This window comes from Enterobacter sp. DVT3837 (assembly GCF_056238685.1).
The window spans coordinates 211,561-228,711 of record NZ_JBWDLA010000001.1 but is presented as its reverse complement, the minus strand read 5'-3'; the positions used below and the strand labels follow the sequence as shown (position 1 = coordinate 228,711).

Annotated in this window: 19 protein-coding genes; 11 read left to right on the top strand and 8 right to left on the bottom strand. The window is 57.1% G+C overall.

Translation table 11 applies throughout. From position 1 onward, the window contains the following. Positions 1-7: 7 nt before the first annotated feature. The 5 genes from AC0XWG_RS01115 to AC0XWG_RS01095 all read left to right on the top strand — a co-directional run bounded on the left by AC0XWG_RS01115 (position 8) and on the right by AC0XWG_RS01095 (position 4,543). Positions 8-862 carry an isochorismatase gene (locus tag AC0XWG_RS01115; RefSeq protein ID WP_475680288.1) on the top strand — a complete coding sequence of 285 codons (855 nt, stop codon included), beginning with the start codon at positions 8-10 and terminating at the stop codon, positions 860-862. After that, entirely contained in the window at positions 862-1,617 is a 756-nt protein-coding gene (gene entA / locus AC0XWG_RS01110) for a 2,3-dihydro-2,3-dihydroxybenzoate dehydrogenase EntA (protein ID WP_475680287.1), read from the top strand. The genes AC0XWG_RS01115 and entA overlap by 1 nt, the downstream gene beginning before the upstream one ends. Beyond that, positions 1,617-2,030: a proofreading thioesterase EntH gene (gene entH, locus AC0XWG_RS01105; protein WP_028019509.1), complete on the top strand. Its 414-nt coding sequence runs from the start codon at positions 1,617-1,619 to the stop codon at positions 2,028-2,030. The genes entA and entH overlap by 1 nt, the downstream gene beginning before the upstream one ends. Positions 2,031-2,179: 149 nt before the next feature. Continuing rightward, positions 2,180-4,285, top strand: a complete 2,106-nt coding sequence (gene cstA / locus AC0XWG_RS01100) for a pyruvate/proton symporter CstA (protein ID WP_475680286.1) — start codon at positions 2,180-2,182, stop codon at positions 4,283-4,285. A gap of 60 nt (positions 4,286-4,345) precedes the next feature. After that, positions 4,346-4,543, top strand: coding sequence for a YbdD/YjiX family protein (locus tag AC0XWG_RS01095; RefSeq protein WP_006177086.1), 198 nt, complete (start codon positions 4,346-4,348; stop codon positions 4,541-4,543). On the opposite strand, the gene AC0XWG_RS01090 is transcribed toward AC0XWG_RS01095, so the two are convergent. From AC0XWG_RS01090 to AC0XWG_RS01075, 4 genes are all read right to left on the bottom strand, one after another. Continuing rightward, positions 4,540-4,944, bottom strand: a complete 405-nt coding sequence (locus AC0XWG_RS01090) for a helix-turn-helix domain-containing protein (protein WP_028019507.1) — start codon at positions 4,942-4,944, stop codon at positions 4,540-4,542. The two genes, AC0XWG_RS01095 and AC0XWG_RS01090, sit on opposite strands and share 4 nt — an antisense overlap. Then, a complete protein-coding gene (locus AC0XWG_RS01085; RefSeq protein WP_114978065.1) occupies positions 4,919-5,221 on the bottom strand; it encodes a type II toxin-antitoxin system RelE family toxin in 303 nt (100 codons plus the stop codon). Before AC0XWG_RS01085 ends, AC0XWG_RS01090 begins: the two co-directional genes overlap by 26 nt. 183 nt (positions 5,222-5,404) lie before the next feature. Next, positions 5,405-6,148, bottom strand: a complete 744-nt coding sequence (locus tag AC0XWG_RS01080) for an SDR family NAD(P)-dependent oxidoreductase (protein ID WP_049008033.1) — start codon at positions 6,146-6,148, stop codon at positions 5,405-5,407. 57 nt (positions 6,149-6,205) lie between these two features. Next, positions 6,206-7,294, bottom strand: coding sequence for an oxidoreductase (locus tag AC0XWG_RS01075; protein ID WP_407220302.1), 1,089 nt, complete (start codon positions 7,292-7,294; stop codon positions 6,206-6,208). A gap of 162 nt (positions 7,295-7,456) precedes the next feature. Between AC0XWG_RS01075 and AC0XWG_RS01070 the strand changes: the two genes are divergently transcribed. From AC0XWG_RS01070 to AC0XWG_RS01055, 4 genes are read left to right on the top strand one after another with little or no spacing between them, the layout of a single operon-like run. Beyond that, the gene (locus tag AC0XWG_RS01070; RefSeq protein WP_128347894.1) at positions 7,457-8,959 is read left to right on the top strand and encodes a sugar ABC transporter ATP-binding protein; all 1,503 of its coding nucleotides are present in this window, start codon (positions 7,457-7,459) and stop codon (positions 8,957-8,959) included. Next, a complete protein-coding gene (locus tag AC0XWG_RS01065; protein WP_028019502.1) occupies positions 8,956-9,951 on the top strand; it encodes an ABC transporter permease in 996 nt (331 codons plus the stop codon). Before AC0XWG_RS01070 ends, AC0XWG_RS01065 begins: the two co-directional genes overlap by 4 nt. A gap of 30 nt (positions 9,952-9,981) precedes the next feature. Continuing rightward, positions 9,982-11,046 carry a sugar ABC transporter substrate-binding protein gene (locus AC0XWG_RS01060; RefSeq protein WP_128347788.1) on the top strand — a complete coding sequence of 355 codons (1,065 nt, stop codon included), beginning with the start codon at positions 9,982-9,984 and terminating at the stop codon, positions 11,044-11,046. Further along, on the top strand, positions 11,043-12,284 hold the full coding sequence (locus AC0XWG_RS01055; protein WP_128347789.1) for an LVIVD repeat-containing protein: 1,242 nt from the start codon (positions 11,043-11,045) through the stop codon (positions 12,282-12,284). Before AC0XWG_RS01060 ends, AC0XWG_RS01055 begins: the two co-directional genes overlap by 4 nt. Positions 12,285-12,318: 34 nt before the next feature. Here the strand turns inward: AC0XWG_RS01055 and mtnK are convergent, their stop codons facing one another. Further along, positions 12,319-13,518 (bottom strand): S-methyl-5-thioribose kinase, encoded by a 1,200-nt coding sequence (mtnK, locus tag AC0XWG_RS01050; RefSeq protein WP_475680285.1) that lies wholly within the window; start codon positions 13,516-13,518, stop codon positions 12,319-12,321. Positions 13,519-13,621: 103 nt separating this feature from the next. On the opposite strand from mtnK, the gene mtnA reads away from it, so the two are divergent. Both mtnA and AC0XWG_RS01040 read left to right on the top strand, forming a co-directional pair. Beyond that, on the top strand, positions 13,622-14,638 hold the full coding sequence (mtnA, locus tag AC0XWG_RS01045; protein ID WP_128347791.1) for an S-methyl-5-thioribose-1-phosphate isomerase: 1,017 nt from the start codon (positions 13,622-13,624) through the stop codon (positions 14,636-14,638). A 42-nt stretch (positions 14,639-14,680) separates the two neighbouring features. Then, positions 14,681-15,151 (top strand): SRPBCC family protein, encoded by a 471-nt coding sequence (locus AC0XWG_RS01040; RefSeq protein ID WP_028019497.1) that lies wholly within the window; start codon positions 14,681-14,683, stop codon positions 15,149-15,151. A 59-nt stretch (positions 15,152-15,210) separates the two neighbouring features. Here AC0XWG_RS01040 and AC0XWG_RS01035 read toward each other — a convergent pair whose 3' ends face one another. Genes AC0XWG_RS01035 through AC0XWG_RS01025 form a run of 3 tightly spaced genes read right to left on the bottom strand, consistent with a single transcriptional unit; the run spans position 15,211 to position 17,050 of the window. After that, complete coding sequence (locus AC0XWG_RS01035; RefSeq protein ID WP_108090611.1) at positions 15,211-15,753, bottom strand: 1,2-dihydroxy-3-keto-5-methylthiopentene dioxygenase; 543 nt, start codon at positions 15,751-15,753, stop codon at positions 15,211-15,213. Next, the gene (gene mtnC / locus AC0XWG_RS01030; protein WP_028019495.1) at positions 15,750-16,439 is read right to left on the bottom strand and encodes an acireductone synthase; all 690 of its coding nucleotides are present in this window, start codon (positions 16,437-16,439) and stop codon (positions 15,750-15,752) included. Before mtnC ends, AC0XWG_RS01035 begins: the two co-directional genes overlap by 4 nt. Continuing rightward, positions 16,436-17,050, bottom strand: a complete 615-nt coding sequence (locus AC0XWG_RS01025) for a methylthioribulose 1-phosphate dehydratase (RefSeq protein WP_475680284.1) — start codon at positions 17,048-17,050, stop codon at positions 16,436-16,438. The genes mtnC and AC0XWG_RS01025 overlap by 4 nt, the downstream gene beginning before the upstream one ends. Between the last annotated feature and the right edge of the window lie 101 nt (positions 17,051-17,151).

The following is a 17,151-nucleotide window of genomic DNA, read 5'->3' as shown; positions in this document are numbered from 1 at the left end:
ACAGAGTATGGCTATCCCAAAATTAACCGCCTATGCGCTACCAACCGCCGCAGAGCTGCCGACCAGTAAAGTGAACTGGGCGTTTGAGCCAGATCGTGCCGCGCTGTTGATCCACGATATGCAGGAGTACTTCCTGAACTTCTGGGGCGAAAACAGCACGATGATGCAGCAGGTGGTAGCGAATATTGCGAAACTTCGCGCGTACTGCAAAGAACATAACATCCCGGTGTATTACACCGCGCAGCCAAAAGAGCAGAGCGATGAAGATCGCGCCCTGTTGAACGACATGTGGGGGCCGGGTCTGACCCGTTCTCCCGAGCAGCAACGTATTGTGGCGGAGCTGGCGCCGGACGAAGCGGACACGGTGCTGGTGAAATGGCGTTACAGTGCATTCCACCGCTCGCCGCTGGAACTGATGCTGAAAGAAACGGGCCGCAACCAGCTGCTGATTACCGGCGTGTACGCCCACATCGGCTGCATGACCACCGCTACCGATGCCTTTATGCGCGACATCAAGCCGTTTTTTATTGCCGACGCGCTGGCGGATTTCACCCGCGACGAGCACCTGATGTCGCTCAACTATGTGGCGGGCCGCTCCGGGCGCGTGGTGATGACCAACGAGTTGCTGCCGTCGCTCCCGGTATCGAAAGCCGCGCTGCGTGACGTTATTCTGCCGCTGCTGGACGAATCCGATGAACCGATGGATGACGAAAACCTGATCGACTATGGCCTGGATTCGGTGCGCATGATGGCGCTGGCTGCCCGCTGGCGTAAAGTGCATGGCGACATTGACTTCGTGATGCTGGCAAAAAATCCAACCATCGATGCCTGGTGGGCGCTACTTTCCCGTGAGGTGAAGTAATGGCGGGGTTCGATTTTAGCGGTAAAAGCGTCTGGGTGACGGGCGCAGGTAAGGGTATTGGTTATGCAACGGCACTGGCGTTTGTGGATGCCGGGGCTAAGGTCACGGGTTTCGACCTGGCCTTTCCACAGGACGACTATCCGTTCGCCACTGAAAAGCTGGATGTGGCGGACGCCGAACAGGTGGCTGATGTTTGCGGACGCATGTTTGCAACCCTCGACCGCCTTGACGTGCTGGTGAATGCCGCCGGTATTCTGCGCATGGGGGCAACGGATCGGCTCTCACAGGAGGAGTGGCAGCAGACCTTTGCGGTTAACGTCGGCGGGGCGTTTAACCTGTTTCAGCAGACGATGGGACACTTCCGTCGCCAGCAGGGCGGGGCAATTGTCACCGTTGCCTCTGATGCGGCGCACACGCCGCGCATCGGGATGAGTGCCTATGGTGCCTCGAAAGCCGCACTGAAAAGCCTGGCTCTGACCGTCGGGCTGGAACTGGCGGGCAGCGGCGTGCGCTGTAACCTGGTGTCGCCGGGCTCAACGGACACCGATATGCAGCGCACGCTGTGGAAAAGCGACGATGCAGAGCAACAGCGCATTAGCGGCTTCGGCGAGCAATTTAAGCTTGGCATCCCGCTGGGTAAAATCGCCCGTCCGCAGGAGATTGCCAACACCATTCTGTTCCTGGCATCTGACTACGCCAGCCATATTACCTTGCAGGATATTGTGGTGGACGGCGGTTCCACGCTGGGGGTGTAATGATCTGGAAACGTCATTTATCGCTTGAGGCATTGAATGCCACCAGTCTGAACACCCTGGTGGCGCATCTGGGGATCGTTTATACCCGCCTCGGTGACGACACGCTGGAAGCCGAAATGCCGGTGGATGTGCGCACGCATCAGCCATTTGGCCTGCTGCACGGCGGTGCCTCAGCGGCGCTGGCCGAAACGCTGGGCTCAATGGCCGGTTTTCTGATGACCCGCGACGGGCAGAACGTGGTGGGAACCGAGTTGAATGCCACGCATCATCGCGCGGTGTCTCAGGGTAAGGTGCGTGGCGTGTGTCAGCCGCTGCATCTCGGGCGCTCCAGCCAGAGCTGGGAGATTGTAGTGTTCGACGAGCAGGGACGGCGCTGTTGTACCTGCCGGTTGAGTACGATGGTATTGGGCTAAGCCATTCAACTGATAGTGATCGGCTTAACACTGTGATGTAAATGTCTGGTTTGACCACACATTATTGCGTTTCAAAGTTGTTAAATTTTTGCCGTTGTTCTAGAAACAAAATGTAACATCTCACTGTTTCACAACAACGGACAACAACTATGAACAACTCAGGGAAATACCTTATATGGGCAGGGCTCTCCGTTGTGGGAGCTTTTGCCCTGGGCTATATCGCCCTCAATCGGGGGGAACAGATCAATGCGCTCTGGATAGTCGTCGCCTCCGTCTGCATTTATCTGATCGCGTATCGTTTTTATGGCCGCTTTATCGCGAAAAATGTGCTGGCAGTTGACGCCACACGTATGACGCCCGCTGTCCGTCATAACGACGGGCTGGACTATGTTCCTACCGATAAGAAAGTGTTGTTCGGCCACCACTTTGCCGCTATTGCCGGGGCAGGCCCGCTGGTGGGGCCGGTGCTGGCTGCGCAAATGGGTTATCTGCCGGGGATGATCTGGATCCTCGCCGGCGTTGTGCTGGCAGGGGCAGTGCAGGACTTTATGGTGCTGTTCGTCTCCACCCGTCGCGACGGGCGTTCACTGGGTGAACTGGTGAAAGAGGAGATGGGTGCAACCGCTGGGGTGATCGCGCTGGTGGCGACCTTTATGATCATGGTGATCATTCTGGCGGTGCTGGCGATGATCGTGGTGAAAGCGTTAACCCACAGCCCGTGGGGGACGTACACCGTCGCCTTCACCATTCCACTGGCCATTTTCATGGGGATCTACATTCGTTACCTGCGTCCGGGACGTATTGGTGAAGTGTCGGTGATTGGCCTGGTGTTGCTGGTGTTCGCCATTATTTCCGGCGGCTGGGTAGCGGAAAGCCCAACCTGGGCACCGTTCTTCGACTTTACTGGCGTACAACTGACCTGGATGCTGGTGGGATACGGCTTTGTGGCGGCAGTGTTGCCAGTCTGGTTGCTGTTGGCCCCGCGTGACTACCTCTCTACATTCCTGAAAATTGGCACCATCGTTGGGCTGGCTATCGGCATTCTGATTATGCGCCCGACGCTGACCATGCCTGCGCTGACCAAATTTATCGACGGCACTGGCCCGGTCTGGACCGGCAATCTGTTCCCGTTCCTGTTTATTACCATCGCCTGTGGTGCGGTGTCTGGCTTCCACGCCCTGATTGCCTCCGGGGCCACGCCGAAAATGCTTGCCAATGAAAATCAGGCCTGCCTGATTGGCTACGGTGGCATGCTGATGGAATCCTTCGTGGCGATCATGGCGCTGGTCTCCGCCTGTATTATCGATCCGGGCGTGTACTTTGCGATGAATAGCCCAATGGCGTTACTGGCTCCAGCCGGAACCGTTGACGTGGTCGCCTCTGCGGCTCAGGTGGTGAGCGGCTGGGGCTTTGCCATTACGCCGGATACACTGACCAGTATTGCTAATGAAGTCGGCGAACAGTCGATTATTTCTCGTGCGGGCGGTGCACCAACGCTGGCAGTGGGTATGGCCTACATTCTGCACGGCGCACTGGGCGGGTTGATGGACGTGTCGTTCTGGTATCATTTCGCCATTCTGTTTGAAGCGCTGTTTATTCTTACCGCAGTAGATGCCGGTACCCGTGCAGCACGCTTTATGTTGCAGGACCTGCTGGGCGTTATCTCCCCGAACCTGAAACGGACTGATTCGTTACCGGCCAACCTGCTGGCAACGGCGCTGTGCGTGCTGGCGTGGGGCTATTTCCTGCATCAGGGCGTGGTGGATCCGCTGGGCGGGATTAACACCCTGTGGCCGCTGTTCGGTATCGCCAACCAGATGCTGGCAGGCATGGCGCTGATGCTCTGCGCGGTGGTACTGTTCAAGATGAAGCGCCAGCGTTACGCGTGGGTGGCGTTGCTGCCAACGGCGTGGCTGCTGATTTGTACCCTGACGGCGGGCTGGCAGAAAGCCTTCAGCCCGGATAACAAAGTGGGCTTCCTGGCCATTGCCAACAAGTTCCAGGCGATGATCGACAGCGGTAAGATCCCGGCGCAGTACACGGAGTCTCAGCTGTCACAGCTGGTGTTTAACAACCGTCTGGATGCCGGGTTGACCATCTTCTTTATGGTGGTGGTCGTGGTGCTGGCGTTGTATTCTCTCAAAACCGCGCTGGCAGCGCTGAAAGAAGACAAGCCGACGGCGAAAGAGACGCCGTATGAGCCAATGCCTGAAAACCTGGAAGAGATTGTTACCCAGGCGAAAGGGGCGCATTAACCTGTGTGCCGGGTGGCGGTTTCGCCTTACCCGGCCTACTTTTCCTGTGAGATCTGAATTATGTTCGACACCCTTTCCAAAGCAGGTAAGTACCTGGGACAAGCCGCCAAAATGATGATTGGCGTGCCGGACTACGACAACTACGTCGAGCATATGCGCGTCACCCATCCCGACCAGACGCCGATGACCTACGAAGAATTTTTCCGCGATCGCCAGGATGCCCGCTACGGCGGCAAGGGCGGCGCGAAGTGCTGTTAACCCTCTTTCGGTAAATAGAGGCTGATTTGCTCCTGCTTGCAGCCATAAATTGCCGCGAGTTTTTCGCGAGTGCGTTTTTGCGGACGGGAGTCCAGGGCTTCCAGCTGTGACACGGCGGACTGGGTGATGCCGAGTTTTTCCGCCACCTCTTGCTGGGATAACCCGCGCAGGATACGCCACGCGGCCTGCAGGCTGACGTTCTCGTTATGCATGACGTCGCACACTTCTCCCGGTAAACCTACGTTATCGTAGATATCTGATTCATAGGGGATGTCTTCCCAGTCGTTTTCATCCTCGTCGTCATACTCAAGTGTGGCTAAGCGCATGCGAAAATATTCACTATAAGGAATGACAACATACTGTTTTTTTCCTTCTTCATCCTTTATGAACTGAACAGTCATATTCCGTATGCTCCTCATGAAGGTAGGTGGTGGTTGTCCGGCGTTTTACCGCGACTACGTAGCAGATATCACCCGGCGGATCCCCGAAGGTGTAAATGACCCTGTAATCACCGAATCGCAACCTGTAGTGGTTTTCGGGAGAAGATAATTTTTTGATATCCGCGACAGGTGATGTTTTATCATCCATCTTCTCCAGCCTGAATTTAATGCGGTTCTGATATCGCGTATCGATTTTAGAAAATTGCTTCTCTGCACTCTTTGACCAGACAATTTTCATCCGTACCTCCACTGTACGCCCACACAAAATATAAGGAAATAATAAGACTATTAGATAAATTCCGAATTTCTTATGGGGTACTGTAGAGCGGAGAAATAACGGGAGAAAGCGGCAAAACGCGAATCGTCGAAGCTGCTCGAAAAGGCCTCTGCCGGACGACAGAGGCTTGCATCATGTGTGCGATCAGGCGTTCAAACCGCCGTCAACATCCAGCCCTGTGCCGGAGATCTGTCCGGCTGCCGGGCTCGCCAGGAAGGTCACGGCGGCGGCAATGTCCTCAGGTTGACCGTAATGACCAATGGCAATCATCTGGCGCTGGGCTTCAGCCTGTTCACCGTCCTCGGGGTTCATATCGCTGTTTGTCGGGCCTGGATGGACAAGATTAACGGTAATCCCTCGTGGTCCCAGATCGCGGGCCAGTCCTCGGGTGAAAGAGTTGAGGGCGGATTTGGTCATGGCGTAAACGGCGATACCGGGCATCGCCACCCGGTTAGCGAGACAACTGCCGATATTGATAATGCGCCCGCCGTCGGACATATGCACCAGCGCTTCCTGAGTCGTGAGCACCACGCCACGAATATTGACGTTAATCATCGCGTCAATATCCGCAATCGTCAGGGCTTCCAGCGGGCCACCGCGCGCAATCCCGGCGTTGTTCACAAGGATATCCAGGCCTCCGAGGGTACGCGCCGCGTGAGTCACGGCCTCCTGAATGGCCTCGGCGCTGGCGCTGTCGGCCTGAACCGCCTCACAGCGCCGCCCAAGCGCTTGTATCTCACTGGCGACGGCATGGGCTTTATCATAGGATTTTTCATACGTAATAACTACATCGGCACCGGCGCGTGCCAGTGACAGCGCAATCGCACGACCCAATCCACGGCTGGCGCCGGTAACCAGCGCCCTCTTACCTGTTAAATCGATCTGCATGATGACCTCGTTGCGAAAGTGGTGAGAATCATCATTAGGTATAGACGGTTCGGGAGATTAACGGCTGAAGGATTCCACCTTCTCAAACGCAGTGCGCAGAACTTCAGGCGTGAGCGTAACCGGCAAATAGTGAATCGACTCCACCGGACGCAGGGTATGAGCAATCACCTTGTCCAGCTCTTCACGGTTGTGGATATCCACTTCCAGCTCACGCAGCGTGGTTGGCAGATTAAAGCGCTGATACGCCGCCACCAGTTGCGCCAGCACATCGTCCTGGCCGAGAAGGGCACTTTGCACCAGAATGCCGTACGCCACTTTGGTGCCATGCAGATATTTTTCGGTTTGCGGTAACACGGTTAACCCGTTATGTACGGCATGCGCAGCCGCTACACGGGTATAGCGCTCGCCCAGACCGCCGACCATCCCACCACCGGCGATAATCGCGTCCACCACGTCCCTGAACGCCTGCGTCTGTTTACCGTGCTGCTGGTCAGCCAGCGCCTCTTCGCTGCGTTCCAGCAGTACGTCACGAATAGCCAGTGCGCCGTTGATCCCAAGACGCACGGTCAGCGGCAGGTTTTCAGGCTGTGGTGCCAGCACGACCGCTTCATACCATTTCGCCAGCGTATCGCCGATGCCCGCCAGCAGGTATTCCGCCGGAGCATTCAGGATGATTTTCGGCTCCACCAGCACCAGGAAATTGGCATCATCGAAGATTTCGAACTGCAGTGCCTGACCCGCATCGTTATACCAGACGGAAAGCGGCGTCCATGCGGCACAGGTGGCGGCGATGGTTGGAATGGCAACCACTGGCACACCCAGACGGCGCGCCACGGCTTTGGCGGTATCGAGCAACGCCCCGCCGCCAACGCCAATCACTACGCTGCGGTCATCGCCTGATTCATTCACCAGATGGGTAACATCCCGCTCGCTACAGTGGCCCTTAAACAACAGATGTTTTGCGCCCGCGGCGTTAAAACTCTCTGGCAGGAAAGGACGGGCTCCCTCAATGGCGCGTTCGCCGTAAATCCACACCGCGCGGGAAAGCTGCTCTGGGGTAAAGAAATCATTCAGATGCGCAAGGCTGCCGGGGTGTGAGAAGTAGTTCGCCGGGCCTGGAACGACGCGGATATCGGTATTGCTCATGGTGTTGTCCTTAATTTTAGGAAGCGCTAACCTGATGTTATGTCTGGACATCCAGATGGCTAATAATATTTTGCTTTATCTTATGCCTTTTCCGTCGTTGTCAGTCAACCGGAGCTGTGAAAAATTCAATAAATCAGAATATTAATGAAGGATTTAACGCGGATGGTTTCCAGTCGCCTTGAGATGCGCGGTATCAGCCTGGCCTTTTCTGGCTTTCAGGCGCTGTCGCGCGTGGATTTCACGCTGATCGGCGGAACCGTACACGCGCTGACCGGTGCTAATGGTGCAGGAAAATCGACGCTGATGGCGGTGCTGTGTGGGACGCACGATCATTATGAAGGCGAGATCTGCATAAACAACCAGCCGGTGACAATCCGCGAGCCGCTTGACGCCAAACGGCTGGGCATTCACCTGGTGCAGCAGGAAGTGGACGTGGCGCTGATCCCGGGCTTAAGCATTGCTGAAAACATTATGCTCGATCAGCTGGCACAGCCGGGGCATGGCTACCACTGGCGTGCTATTCGCCAGCAGGCGCGCCAGGCGCTGGCGCAGCTGGATGTGACGCTGGATGTACGCCGCTCAATCGATAGCTGCACCCTTGCTGAAAAACAACAAATTTTGCTGGCGCGCGCGCTGTCGCACCACTGCCGTTTTTTGATCCTCGACGAGCCAACCGCCCCGCTGGATACCCATGAAAGCGAGCGTCTGTTCACGGTGGTGAAACGCCTGCAGCAGCAGGGCATCGGCGTGGTGTTTATCTCCCATCGCATTCATGAACTGAAAGCTATCTGCGACACCTTAACGGTGCTGCGGGACGGCAAGCTGATTGAGTCAGGTCCGATGGCGGAGCTCAGCGGCGAAGCGATCGTCGAGAAAATGCTCGGTCACGTGCTGAGCGATATCTACCCGCCTGCGCGGCCTCCACACAGTGAAGAAACGCTGCTGCGGGTTGAGGGGTTGCACGATGAAGCGCTGCTGAAAGATATCTCCCTGCACCTGCGTAAAGGCGAAATTCTCGGCATTGCCGGGCTGGCGGGCGCAGGCAAGACCGAACTCTGCAAGGCGCTGTTTGGCGCCAGCAAAAGCCGCGTGGCGCGCGGTGAGCTGAATCATGAATCCTGGCAGCCGCGAGACCCGGCAGATTCGGTACTGCGCGGTCTGGCGCTGGTGCCGGAAGAACGACGCAAAGAGGGCATCTTTATTGATGAGCCGGTAAGCATGAATCTGTCGGTGACGGCGGATAACTCTTTTTCGCGCTGGAGCCTGTTTGGCCATCGCCAGGCGTGGCGCTGGGCGGAAGAGGTGATTGCCCGCGTAGGTGTACGAGCGCGCGGGCCGGGGCAGATGTTGCGCCGCTTGTCCGGTGGGAACCAGCAGAAGGTCGCCATCGGCAAGTGGCTGCGCAATGACGCCAGCGTGCTGATATTCGACGAGCCGACCAAAGGCGTGGATGTGAAAGCCAAAACCGATCTGTTCCAGCTCATTGACGGCCTGGCCCGCGAGGGCAAAGGCGTCATTTATGCCTCCGGTGAATTTGCCGAGCTGGTGGGCTTGTGTGACCGCATCTGCGTGCTGTGGGACGGACGCATCGTGGCGGAAATCGCCGGGGCCGAGGCCCGCGAAGAGACACTACTTTATTATTCAACCGGAGGAACGGCGTCGTGAGCAAGGCCCTTTCAGTGAACGCGGCGGCGTCTGGCCGTCAGCAGATTTTCGATTTTCTCTACAAGTGGGGCATGCTGTTGACCGTTGTCGCGCTGGTGGCCGTCTTTGGCCTGGCGTCGGACAGCTTCCTCGATCCGAACAACATCATCAACATTCTGCGCTCGATTGCCATCGTGACGGTGATTGCCATTGGCGTGTCGATTTCGCTGACCATCGGCGGGTTTGATCTCTCCGTTGGGTCAACTGCGTCGCTGGCGAACGCACTGGTGATTTCGCTTTTCGTCTGGCACGGCTTCGGCACCACCGAGTCGATTCTGATCACCCTTGCGCTCTGTACGCTGGTGGGGCTGTTCAATGCCTTTCTGATCGTCATCCTGCGAATTCCGGACATGCTGGCTACGCTTGCCAGCCTGTTCGTGATTCAGGGGGTAGCGATGACCTACAGCTATGGCGGGTCGATCACTGAAAATATGGTGCTGCCGAGCGGCGACATGGCGGAAGGAACCATTCCGGCGTCGTTCAGCCTGCTGGGGCAGGTGCCAACCATCGTGATCATTATGCTGGTGGTGACCATTGTGGCCCAGCTTGGCCTTTCGCTGACCACCCACGGTCGACGCATGTATGCCATTGGGGGTAACCCTGAAGCGGCGCGTCTCTCTGGTATTCGCACCACGCGCTACAAGGTGGCGGCATACGTGATTGCCTCTTTGCTGGCTGGACTCGGCGGCATTTTGCTGGCGTCACGCATTGGCTCGTCGCAGGTGAATGCGGGCGGGGGCTATCTGATGGATGCGGTGGCGGCCGCGTGGATCGGTTTCTCGCTGGCAGGCTCCGGCAAACCGAACGCGCTCGGGACACTGGTTGGGGCGGTGATCCTTGGTGTGCTGTCGAACGGACTGGTGATGCTGTCGGTGCCGTACTACGCCATGGACATTATAAAAGGGCTGGTGCTTGCCGTAGCGCTGGCGATTACCTACATACAAAAACGCTAACGATTTATAACAACACAACGGGATAACAGAATGAAAAAAATCGCACTCTCTTTGGTGGCATTAGGGTTATTGACTGCACTGCCAGGCTATGCGGCGACGCCGGCGCCAGTTCCGGCAGCCATTGCAAACCACGAAGGCCCGATCCGCATTGCCGTGATCCGCAACCTCGGCTCCGACGACAACACTACCCAGTTTGTCGCCGGTGCCATTCAGGAAGGGAAAAAGCTCGGCTTTAAGGTCAGCACCTTTTTAAGCAACGGTGATGACGCCAAATTCCAGGACTTTGTGAACCAGGCGATTAGCCAGAAGTATGACGGGATCATCCTCTCTCAGGGCCGCGATCCGTATTCGACGGCGCTGGTGAAGAAAGCGGTGGATGCCGGGATTAAGGTTTCGGTGTTTGATACCGCCGTTAACGGCGAGATCCCGGGCGTGACCGTCACCCAGCAGGATGATGCCTCTCTGACAAATCTCTCCTTCGGCCAGCTGGCGAAAGATTTCAACGGCAAAGCCAACATCGTCAAGCTGTGGGTGGCTGGCTTCCCGCCAATGGAACGCCGTCAGGCCGCGTATAAAGAGCTGCAAAAGCAGTACCCGGATATCAAAGAGCTGGAATCCATTGGCGCAGTGTCTTCTGACGTGCAGGGCGACACGGCCAACAAAGTGGGTGCGATTCTGGCGAAATACCCGAAAGGTAAAATCGACGCCATCTGGGGAACCTGGGATGCGTTCAGTCAGGGTGCGTATAAAGCCCTGAAAGAGAATGGCCGCACCGAAATCAAACTCTACAGCATCGATATCTCCAACCAGGATCTCCAGCTGATGCGTGAACCGGGCAGTCCGTGGAAAGTGAGCGTGGCAGTCGATCCGAAGCTGATTGGTGCCACCAACGTGCGTCTGGTGGCGAACAAGATTGCCGGTGAAGCGACGCCAGCAACCTACGACTTCAAAGCTGCGGCGATCCCGCAGGCGCTGTTGACCGCCCAGCCGGGCGCGGTGAACGTGGCGTCTCTGGGTAAAATTATTCCGGGCTGGGGCCAGACCGAAGATTTTATCGCGCCGTGGTTTGCGACGCTGGAAGCGAAACATAAATGAGTGTTCTGCCCGCGCCTGATTACAGCCGCAATATGCGGCTGATTGGCCATAGCGACCAGGGCGGTCGCCCGGACGGCGTGCAGCTGATGGTGCATCGCGGTTTTGCCTATATTGGCCATATGGTGTCGCAAGGGTTTTCGATTGTGGACGTGCGTGACCCGAAAAACCCAAAAGCCGCAGGCTACGTGCCTGCGCCGCCGGGTACCTGGAACGTTCATTTGCAGGCACACGACGACCTGCTGCTGGTGATTAACGCCCGCGATCTGTTTGCCGATGCCCGTTTCGCCGACGAGAAGGTCTACTACACCCGTCAGGTGGGGGAGACCGTCAGCGATGTTCGGGATAAAGGCTGGAGCGCCGGGCTGCGGGTATTTGATATTTCCATACCGGACAAGCCGCGCGAAATCGGTTTTCTGTCACTGAACGGTATCGGTATTCACCGCATCTGGTACGTCGGCGGGCGCTGGGCTTACGTCTCGGCGCTGATCGATGGTTTTACCGATTACATCTTTCTGACCATCGATCTGGCCGATCCGCGCAAGCCCGAGGTGGCGGGGCGCTGGTGGCTGCCGGGGATGAACCAGGCCGAAGGCGAGCAGCCGGAGTGGCCGGAAGGCAAACGCTACGCGCTGCACCACGCGATCATCGCCGGGGACACGGCCTACGGTAGCTGGCGTGATGGCGGGCTGACGTTGTTGGACGTGAAAGACCGCACCCAGCCGAAGCTGATTAGCCACCGTAACTGGAGCCCGCCGTTTGGTGGCGGCACCCACACTGCGCTGCCGTTGCCGGACCGCGATCTGCTGGTGGTGCTCGACGAAGCGGTGTTGGATAACCAGGAAGACGGTGAGAAGCTGATCTGGTTGTTTGATATTCGCGAGCCAGCGAACCCAGTGAGTATTTCGACCTTCCCGCAGCCGGATGAGATTGATTACGTGGCGAAAGGGGCGCACTTCGGCCCGCATAATCTGCACGAGAACCGGCCGGGGAGCTTCGTCAGTTCAACGCTGATTTTTGCCACGTATCAGAATGCGGGTGTGCGCGCGTATGACATCTCCAATCCGTACCGTCCGGTAGAAACCGGAGCGCTGGTGCCTGCCGCGCCGACGAAGATGATGGATACGCGGCCGAATCGCCCGCAGGTGATCCAGTCCTGCGATGTCTTTGTGGACGCGCAGGGGATTATCTACAGCACGGATTATAACGGCGGGTTGTCGGTGATTGAGTATCTGGGGTAGGTTTTGCCCCTCTCCCACAGGGAGAGGGAGAAACTTAGCTGTACTGACGCACCCTTGCCACCAGCTCTTCCGCACTGTCGATGCGCTCGGCAAGCACAATCAACGCTCTGCCGAGCGTAATGGCGTGGCGCAGGCATTCGTGGCGCATGGCGTCGTCCTGAATGGTGTCGATATCCGCCACGTGGGAAAGCCCGACGCTGCGGCGAATCAGCTCGGTGCCGCAGAACCCGATGGCGTCATGCCAGACCTTTTTCAGGAACGCGGAGGCGTAGCCCGGTGTGCTGAGCGCGGTGTCGCGGGCTTTCTCGTTTGCCAGCGCCTGGAAGCGTTCAGCGAAGGTCGTCCACAGCTCCTGAATATCCGTCAGACGCTGCTCCCGGGCGGCAGCGGCATCGCGAATACCCAGATGCCCAGGCAGGCCGCAGAAGTTCAGCAGCAGGTTGCCGATGGCGGTGCCGACATCAAAGCCAATCGGACCGAAGTAACCGAACTCGGCGTCGATGGCCTTCAGGCTACCGTCTGCCACGAAAATCGAGCCGCTGTGAATATCGCCGTGAAGCAGCGCTTCAGCGTGGGAGAAGAAACGGTGCTTGAGTGACGCCACCGCGATTTTTAGCTGAGCATCTTCACGCAGAGCAGCAACGTCGTTTTCCAGCTCGGCAGGGTAGTTGTTGCGCTCGTGGATCTGGTACGGATCGTTGAAGAACAGATCTTCAGTGATTTCGCACATCTCCGGGTTAATGAACTTTGCCACCTGTGCTTTTTTATCGTGCGGGTGCAGATAGAAATCGCTGGTGTGGAACAGCGTGTGCGCGAGATATTCCCCCAGTTGGCGCGCGGCCTGCGGGTAGTAGCGGTTATTAATCAACTCGCCGCGCCAGATGTTATGGCTGGAGAGATCTTCCATCACCATCACCGCCAGTGCCGGGTCGAAGTGGTGGATTTTCACGGTGTGCTGCGGGCTATGCTGGTAATGCTCGACGAGGGTTTGCGCTTCAAGACGGGCGCGATCCAGCGTCAGCGGCCAGGACTCGCCAACACAGCGGACGTAAGGCAGGGCCTGTTTCACGATGATGCGGCTCTCGCCCTGGGTATCGAAAATTTTGAACACCAGATTGAGGTTGCCGTCGCCCACTTCCTGCGCTTCGACCAGTGAGGAGGGATCGTCAAGGCCGCCAAACTGCTTTGCATACTCCACGGCGTCCTGGGCGGTAAAGGTACGGTATTGCGACATTGCTGCTCCTCACGGGTTTGCTAATAAAGACATGTAGACGTCTATACTTCTGGATTTCATCCTGACACAATGTGCTACATCAACGCAACAGAGAATTAACGACATGCAGACATTACAGACGACCAGCCTGCGGGTGGCGGAAAATCAGCTATTTATTCTCGATCAGCAGGCGCTTCCGCAGGAGAAACGCTGGCTGGACGCCTCTACGGTAGAGTTGCTGGTGGGGCATATTCACGCCCTGCGGGTGCGCGGCGCGCCGCTGATTGGTCTCTCTGCAAGCCTGCTGCTGGCGCTGCTGGCTGAAAACGGCAAAAGTCGAGACGAACTTGCACTGGCACTGGAGACACTGCGCGCCTCCCGCCCCACGGCGGTGAATCTGATGAACAACCTCGACCGCATGAAGCTGGCGCTATGGCAGGAAGATTTTGTTTCGGCGCTGGTGGCGGAAGCGCTGCGTCTGATCGACGAAGATAAACAGCTTTGCGAGGCCATTGCGAAAGCCGGTAGTGCGTTGGTTAAACCCGGCAGCCGCCTGCTGACCCACTGCAACACCGGCGGGCTGGCAACGGCAGGCGTTGGTACGGCGCTTGGGGTGATTGCCCGTGCTCATCAGGAAGGTAAGATCAGCAACGTCTGGGTGGATGAAACGCGTCCTCTGTTGCAAGGCGGAAGGTTGACCGCATGGGAGCTGGGTGAGCTGGGGGTACCGTATCAGCTGATTACCGATTCCATGGCCGCGAGTCTGATGGCAAAAGGGCTGGTAGACGCCGTATGGGTAGGTGCAGACCGCATTGCCGCTAACGGTGACGTGGCGAACAAAATCGGCACTTACTCGCTGGCGGTGCTGGCGAAATTCCACGGCATTCCGTTCTACGTGGCCGCTCCGCAAACCACGCTCGACCCGGATTGCCCAAACGGCGAAGCTATCCCAATAGAACAGCGAGCCGCCAGCGAAGTGACGGGTGTCGCGGGAAGTTTTGGCGCGGTGCAGTGGGCACCGGAAAACGCACGGGTTTATAACCCGGCGTTTGACGTTACGCCTGCATCGCTTATTAGTGGATGGGTGCTGGATACCGGCGTAGTGATGCCAGAGGACGTGGCAAAGGGGCAATTTGCCTGAGCCTGGCTATCCTTTAAGGGTTTCCCTTTAGAGGACAGAATCGTGAAGCTTGATCCCAACACAGACCTAAAACTGGAACGCGTGGTGGATGCACCACGCGACCTGCTGTGGCTCTGCTGGACCACACCGGAACACATCAAAAATTTCTTTATCCCTGTCCCTCATAAAGTGACCGAATGCGACCTCGACCTGCGCGTGGGCGGACGGTTCAACACGGTCTTTGAGGTGGATGGACAACGGATGGACAACAAGGGCGTCTTTCTGGAAATCGACCCGGGCAGGAAGCTGGTCTTTACCGATGGTTACACCGAAGACTGGAAACCGGCAGAAAAACCCTTTATGACAGCAATCCTGCTGCTGGAAGATGCGGGAGAGGGCAAAACCCGTTACACCGCGATTGCCCGCCATCCCACGGCGGAAATCCGTGAACAGCACGAGCAGATGGGCTTCCACGAAGGGTGGGGGATTGTGCTGGATCAACTGGTGGCGTATGTGAAGGGGCTCAACACATAGTGCGCGCTGATGCCCTCACCCCGGCCCTCTCCCAATGGGAGAGGGAGTAAACTGCTGCGTCATGCGAGTTTCGGATACGCATCTGCAATGGCATCACCGGTAAACTGCGCAATCCATCCCTCCGGGTTATCGAAAATACGGATCGCCGTAAAGTTCGGCTCTGAACCCATATCAAACCAGTGGGGCGTGCCAGCGGGTACGGAAATCAGGTCGTTTTTCTCGCACAGCACCTGATACACCTCATCGCCAATGTGCAGGCAGAACAGCCCAGCACCTTCCACGAAGAAACGCACTTCATCTTCGCCGTGGGTGTGTTCATTCAGGAACTTCGCGCGCAGCGCCTCTTTCTGCGGGTTGTCGGCGCGCAGGCTGATCACGTCCCAGCTCTGATAACCTTTCTCCGCCACCAGCTTGTCGATGGCATGCTGATACGCCTCGATCACGGCTTCCGGCGCAGGGTCGCGGCCTAAATCACGATCCGCAGCCCAGCGTTCAAACCGCACGCCTTTGGCGTTGAGCTGCTGGGCGATCTCGGCTGCGTTGGTGCTGTGCCACTGGTGTTGACTGGCGTCTTTATCGGAATAAATGGTTAATGCGCTCATGAAGGGATCTGCTCCGGATTAATCTCGTCGAACTGGTGTACCTGATGGTGATGGCTTGCGCCGTCATCATCACCACGAATCAGTTGCAGGGTGCGAAAGCCTGCCTGTTCAGCGGCGTCCAGCTCCTGATGAATATCCGACAGGAACAGGATCTGCGACGGGGCAATACCCGTTTGCGTCGCAATGTTCTGATAAGACTGCACGTCGCGCTTGGCACCAATGTGGGTATCAAAATAACCGCTGAACAGATGAGTAATATCACCTTCGTCGCTGTAGCCAAATAACAGTTTCTGCGCAGCAACGGAGCCAGAGGAATAAACATAAAGATCAATGCCTTGCGCTTTCCATTTTTCCAGCGCAGGCAGCACGTCCGGGTAGAGATGGCCGGTAAAGTCACCGTTCACATAGCCGTCGTGCCAGATGATGCCCTGCAGGGCCTTCAGCGCAGTGGATTTGCGATCTTCATCCATAAAGGCAAACAGGGCCTCGATAAGCTCGCTGGTACTGGCATGCGGGTTGCTGATTTCATCACGCAGATTGTCCAGAATGGAGTTGACCGGCTCGGCGTACTGCTGGGCAGTCACGAAGGCCGCCAGCCGTTCACGCGCGTAGGGGAACAAAACATCGTGGACAAAACGGATATCGCTGGTGGTGCCTTCAATATCCGTCACAATTGCGCGAATCATACTCTCTCCAGTTGTCGTAAACGCATTTCGCATTCAAATAAGAATTCTAGCCCTTCCAGATGACGGCGGGCTTCTGCCACGTCACGTCCCCAGCAGGTTAAGCCATGGCCGCGCAGAAGAAAACCATAATTAAGCGGGCGTTCCTGAGCGTAATGGGCGATTCGTGAGGCGAGGGCGTCAATATCCTGGTCATTGTCAAATACCGGGATAGCGACGGTATCCAGATGCGAGGTCTGTCCGGTAAGGGATTTTTGCATCTCGAAACCGCTGATTTTCAGCTCGGCTTCTTTGACCAGACGGGATAACACCGTGGCGTTGACGGTGTGGACATGCAGCACCGCGTTGGCCTCCGGGAACAGGCGGTAAATCAGCGTATGGAGGCCGGTTTCTGCTGACGGCTTACGGCCCGACGGTGCACGATTGGTGGCGATCTCCACCTGCAAAAAATCGTCTGTGGTGAGGCTGCCTTTATCTTTGCCGGACTCACTGAGCCAGCAATGCTGCGCGTCCTGACGTACCGACATATTACCGCCGGTAGCAGGCGCCCAGCCTTTGGCGCCAATCCAGCGGCAGGCATCGACCAGGTGTGTGAGTTGCAGGTTGTCTGTCATTTTCCTTTTGCCCTCCCGGACAGGAATATGGATATGGTTTAGACGTCTAAGCGTCTTGATTGCCAAAGACTAACATCGTGTTATAGTGGCAGCAACATAAG

Bases quoted from the DNA above. Each gene is read 5' to 3' on its own strand.
- mtnA (WP_128347791.1), top strand. From the start codon at position 13,622: ATGCAGACATTACAGACGACCAGCCTGCGGGTGGCGGAAAATCAGCTA.
- AC0XWG_RS01090 (WP_028019507.1), bottom strand. From the start codon at position 4,944: ATGACTGTTCAGTTCATAAAGGATGAAGAAGGAAAAAAACAGTATGTT.
- AC0XWG_RS01035 (WP_108090611.1), bottom strand. From the start codon at position 15,753: ATGAGCGCATTAACCATTTATTCCGATAAAGACGCCAGTCAACACCAG.
- AC0XWG_RS01075 (WP_407220302.1), bottom strand. From the start codon at position 7,294: ATGAGCAATACCGATATCCGCGTCGTTCCAGGCCCGGCGAACTACTTC.
- AC0XWG_RS01025 (WP_475680284.1), bottom strand. From the start codon at position 17,050: ATGACAGACAACCTGCAACTCACACACCTGGTCGATGCCTGCCGCTGG.
- entH (WP_028019509.1), top strand. From the start codon at position 1,617: ATGATCTGGAAACGTCATTTATCGCTTGAGGCATTGAATGCCACCAGT.
- AC0XWG_RS01070 (WP_128347894.1), top strand. From the start codon at position 7,457: ATGGTTTCCAGTCGCCTTGAGATGCGCGGTATCAGCCTGGCCTTTTCT.
- AC0XWG_RS01055 (WP_128347789.1), top strand. From the start codon at position 11,043: ATGAGTGTTCTGCCCGCGCCTGATTACAGCCGCAATATGCGGCTGATT.
- AC0XWG_RS01095 (WP_006177086.1), top strand. From the start codon at position 4,346: ATGTTCGACACCCTTTCCAAAGCAGGTAAGTACCTGGGACAAGCCGCC.
- entA (WP_475680287.1), top strand. From the start codon at position 862: ATGGCGGGGTTCGATTTTAGCGGTAAAAGCGTCTGGGTGACGGGCGCA.
- AC0XWG_RS01085 (WP_114978065.1), bottom strand. From the start codon at position 5,221: ATGAAAATTGTCTGGTCAAAGAGTGCAGAGAAGCAATTTTCTAAAATC.
- mtnK (WP_475680285.1), bottom strand. From the start codon at position 13,518: ATGTCGCAATACCGTACCTTTACCGCCCAGGACGCCGTGGAGTATGCA.
- AC0XWG_RS01115 (WP_475680288.1), top strand. From the start codon at position 8: ATGGCTATCCCAAAATTAACCGCCTATGCGCTACCAACCGCCGCAGAG.
- cstA (WP_475680286.1), top strand. From the start codon at position 2,180: ATGAACAACTCAGGGAAATACCTTATATGGGCAGGGCTCTCCGTTGTG.
- AC0XWG_RS01080 (WP_049008033.1), bottom strand. From the start codon at position 6,148: ATGCAGATCGATTTAACAGGTAAGAGGGCGCTGGTTACCGGCGCCAGC.
- AC0XWG_RS01060 (WP_128347788.1), top strand. From the start codon at position 9,982: ATGAAAAAAATCGCACTCTCTTTGGTGGCATTAGGGTTATTGACTGCA.
- mtnC (WP_028019495.1), bottom strand. From the start codon at position 16,439: ATGATTCGCGCAATTGTGACGGATATTGAAGGCACCACCAGCGATATC.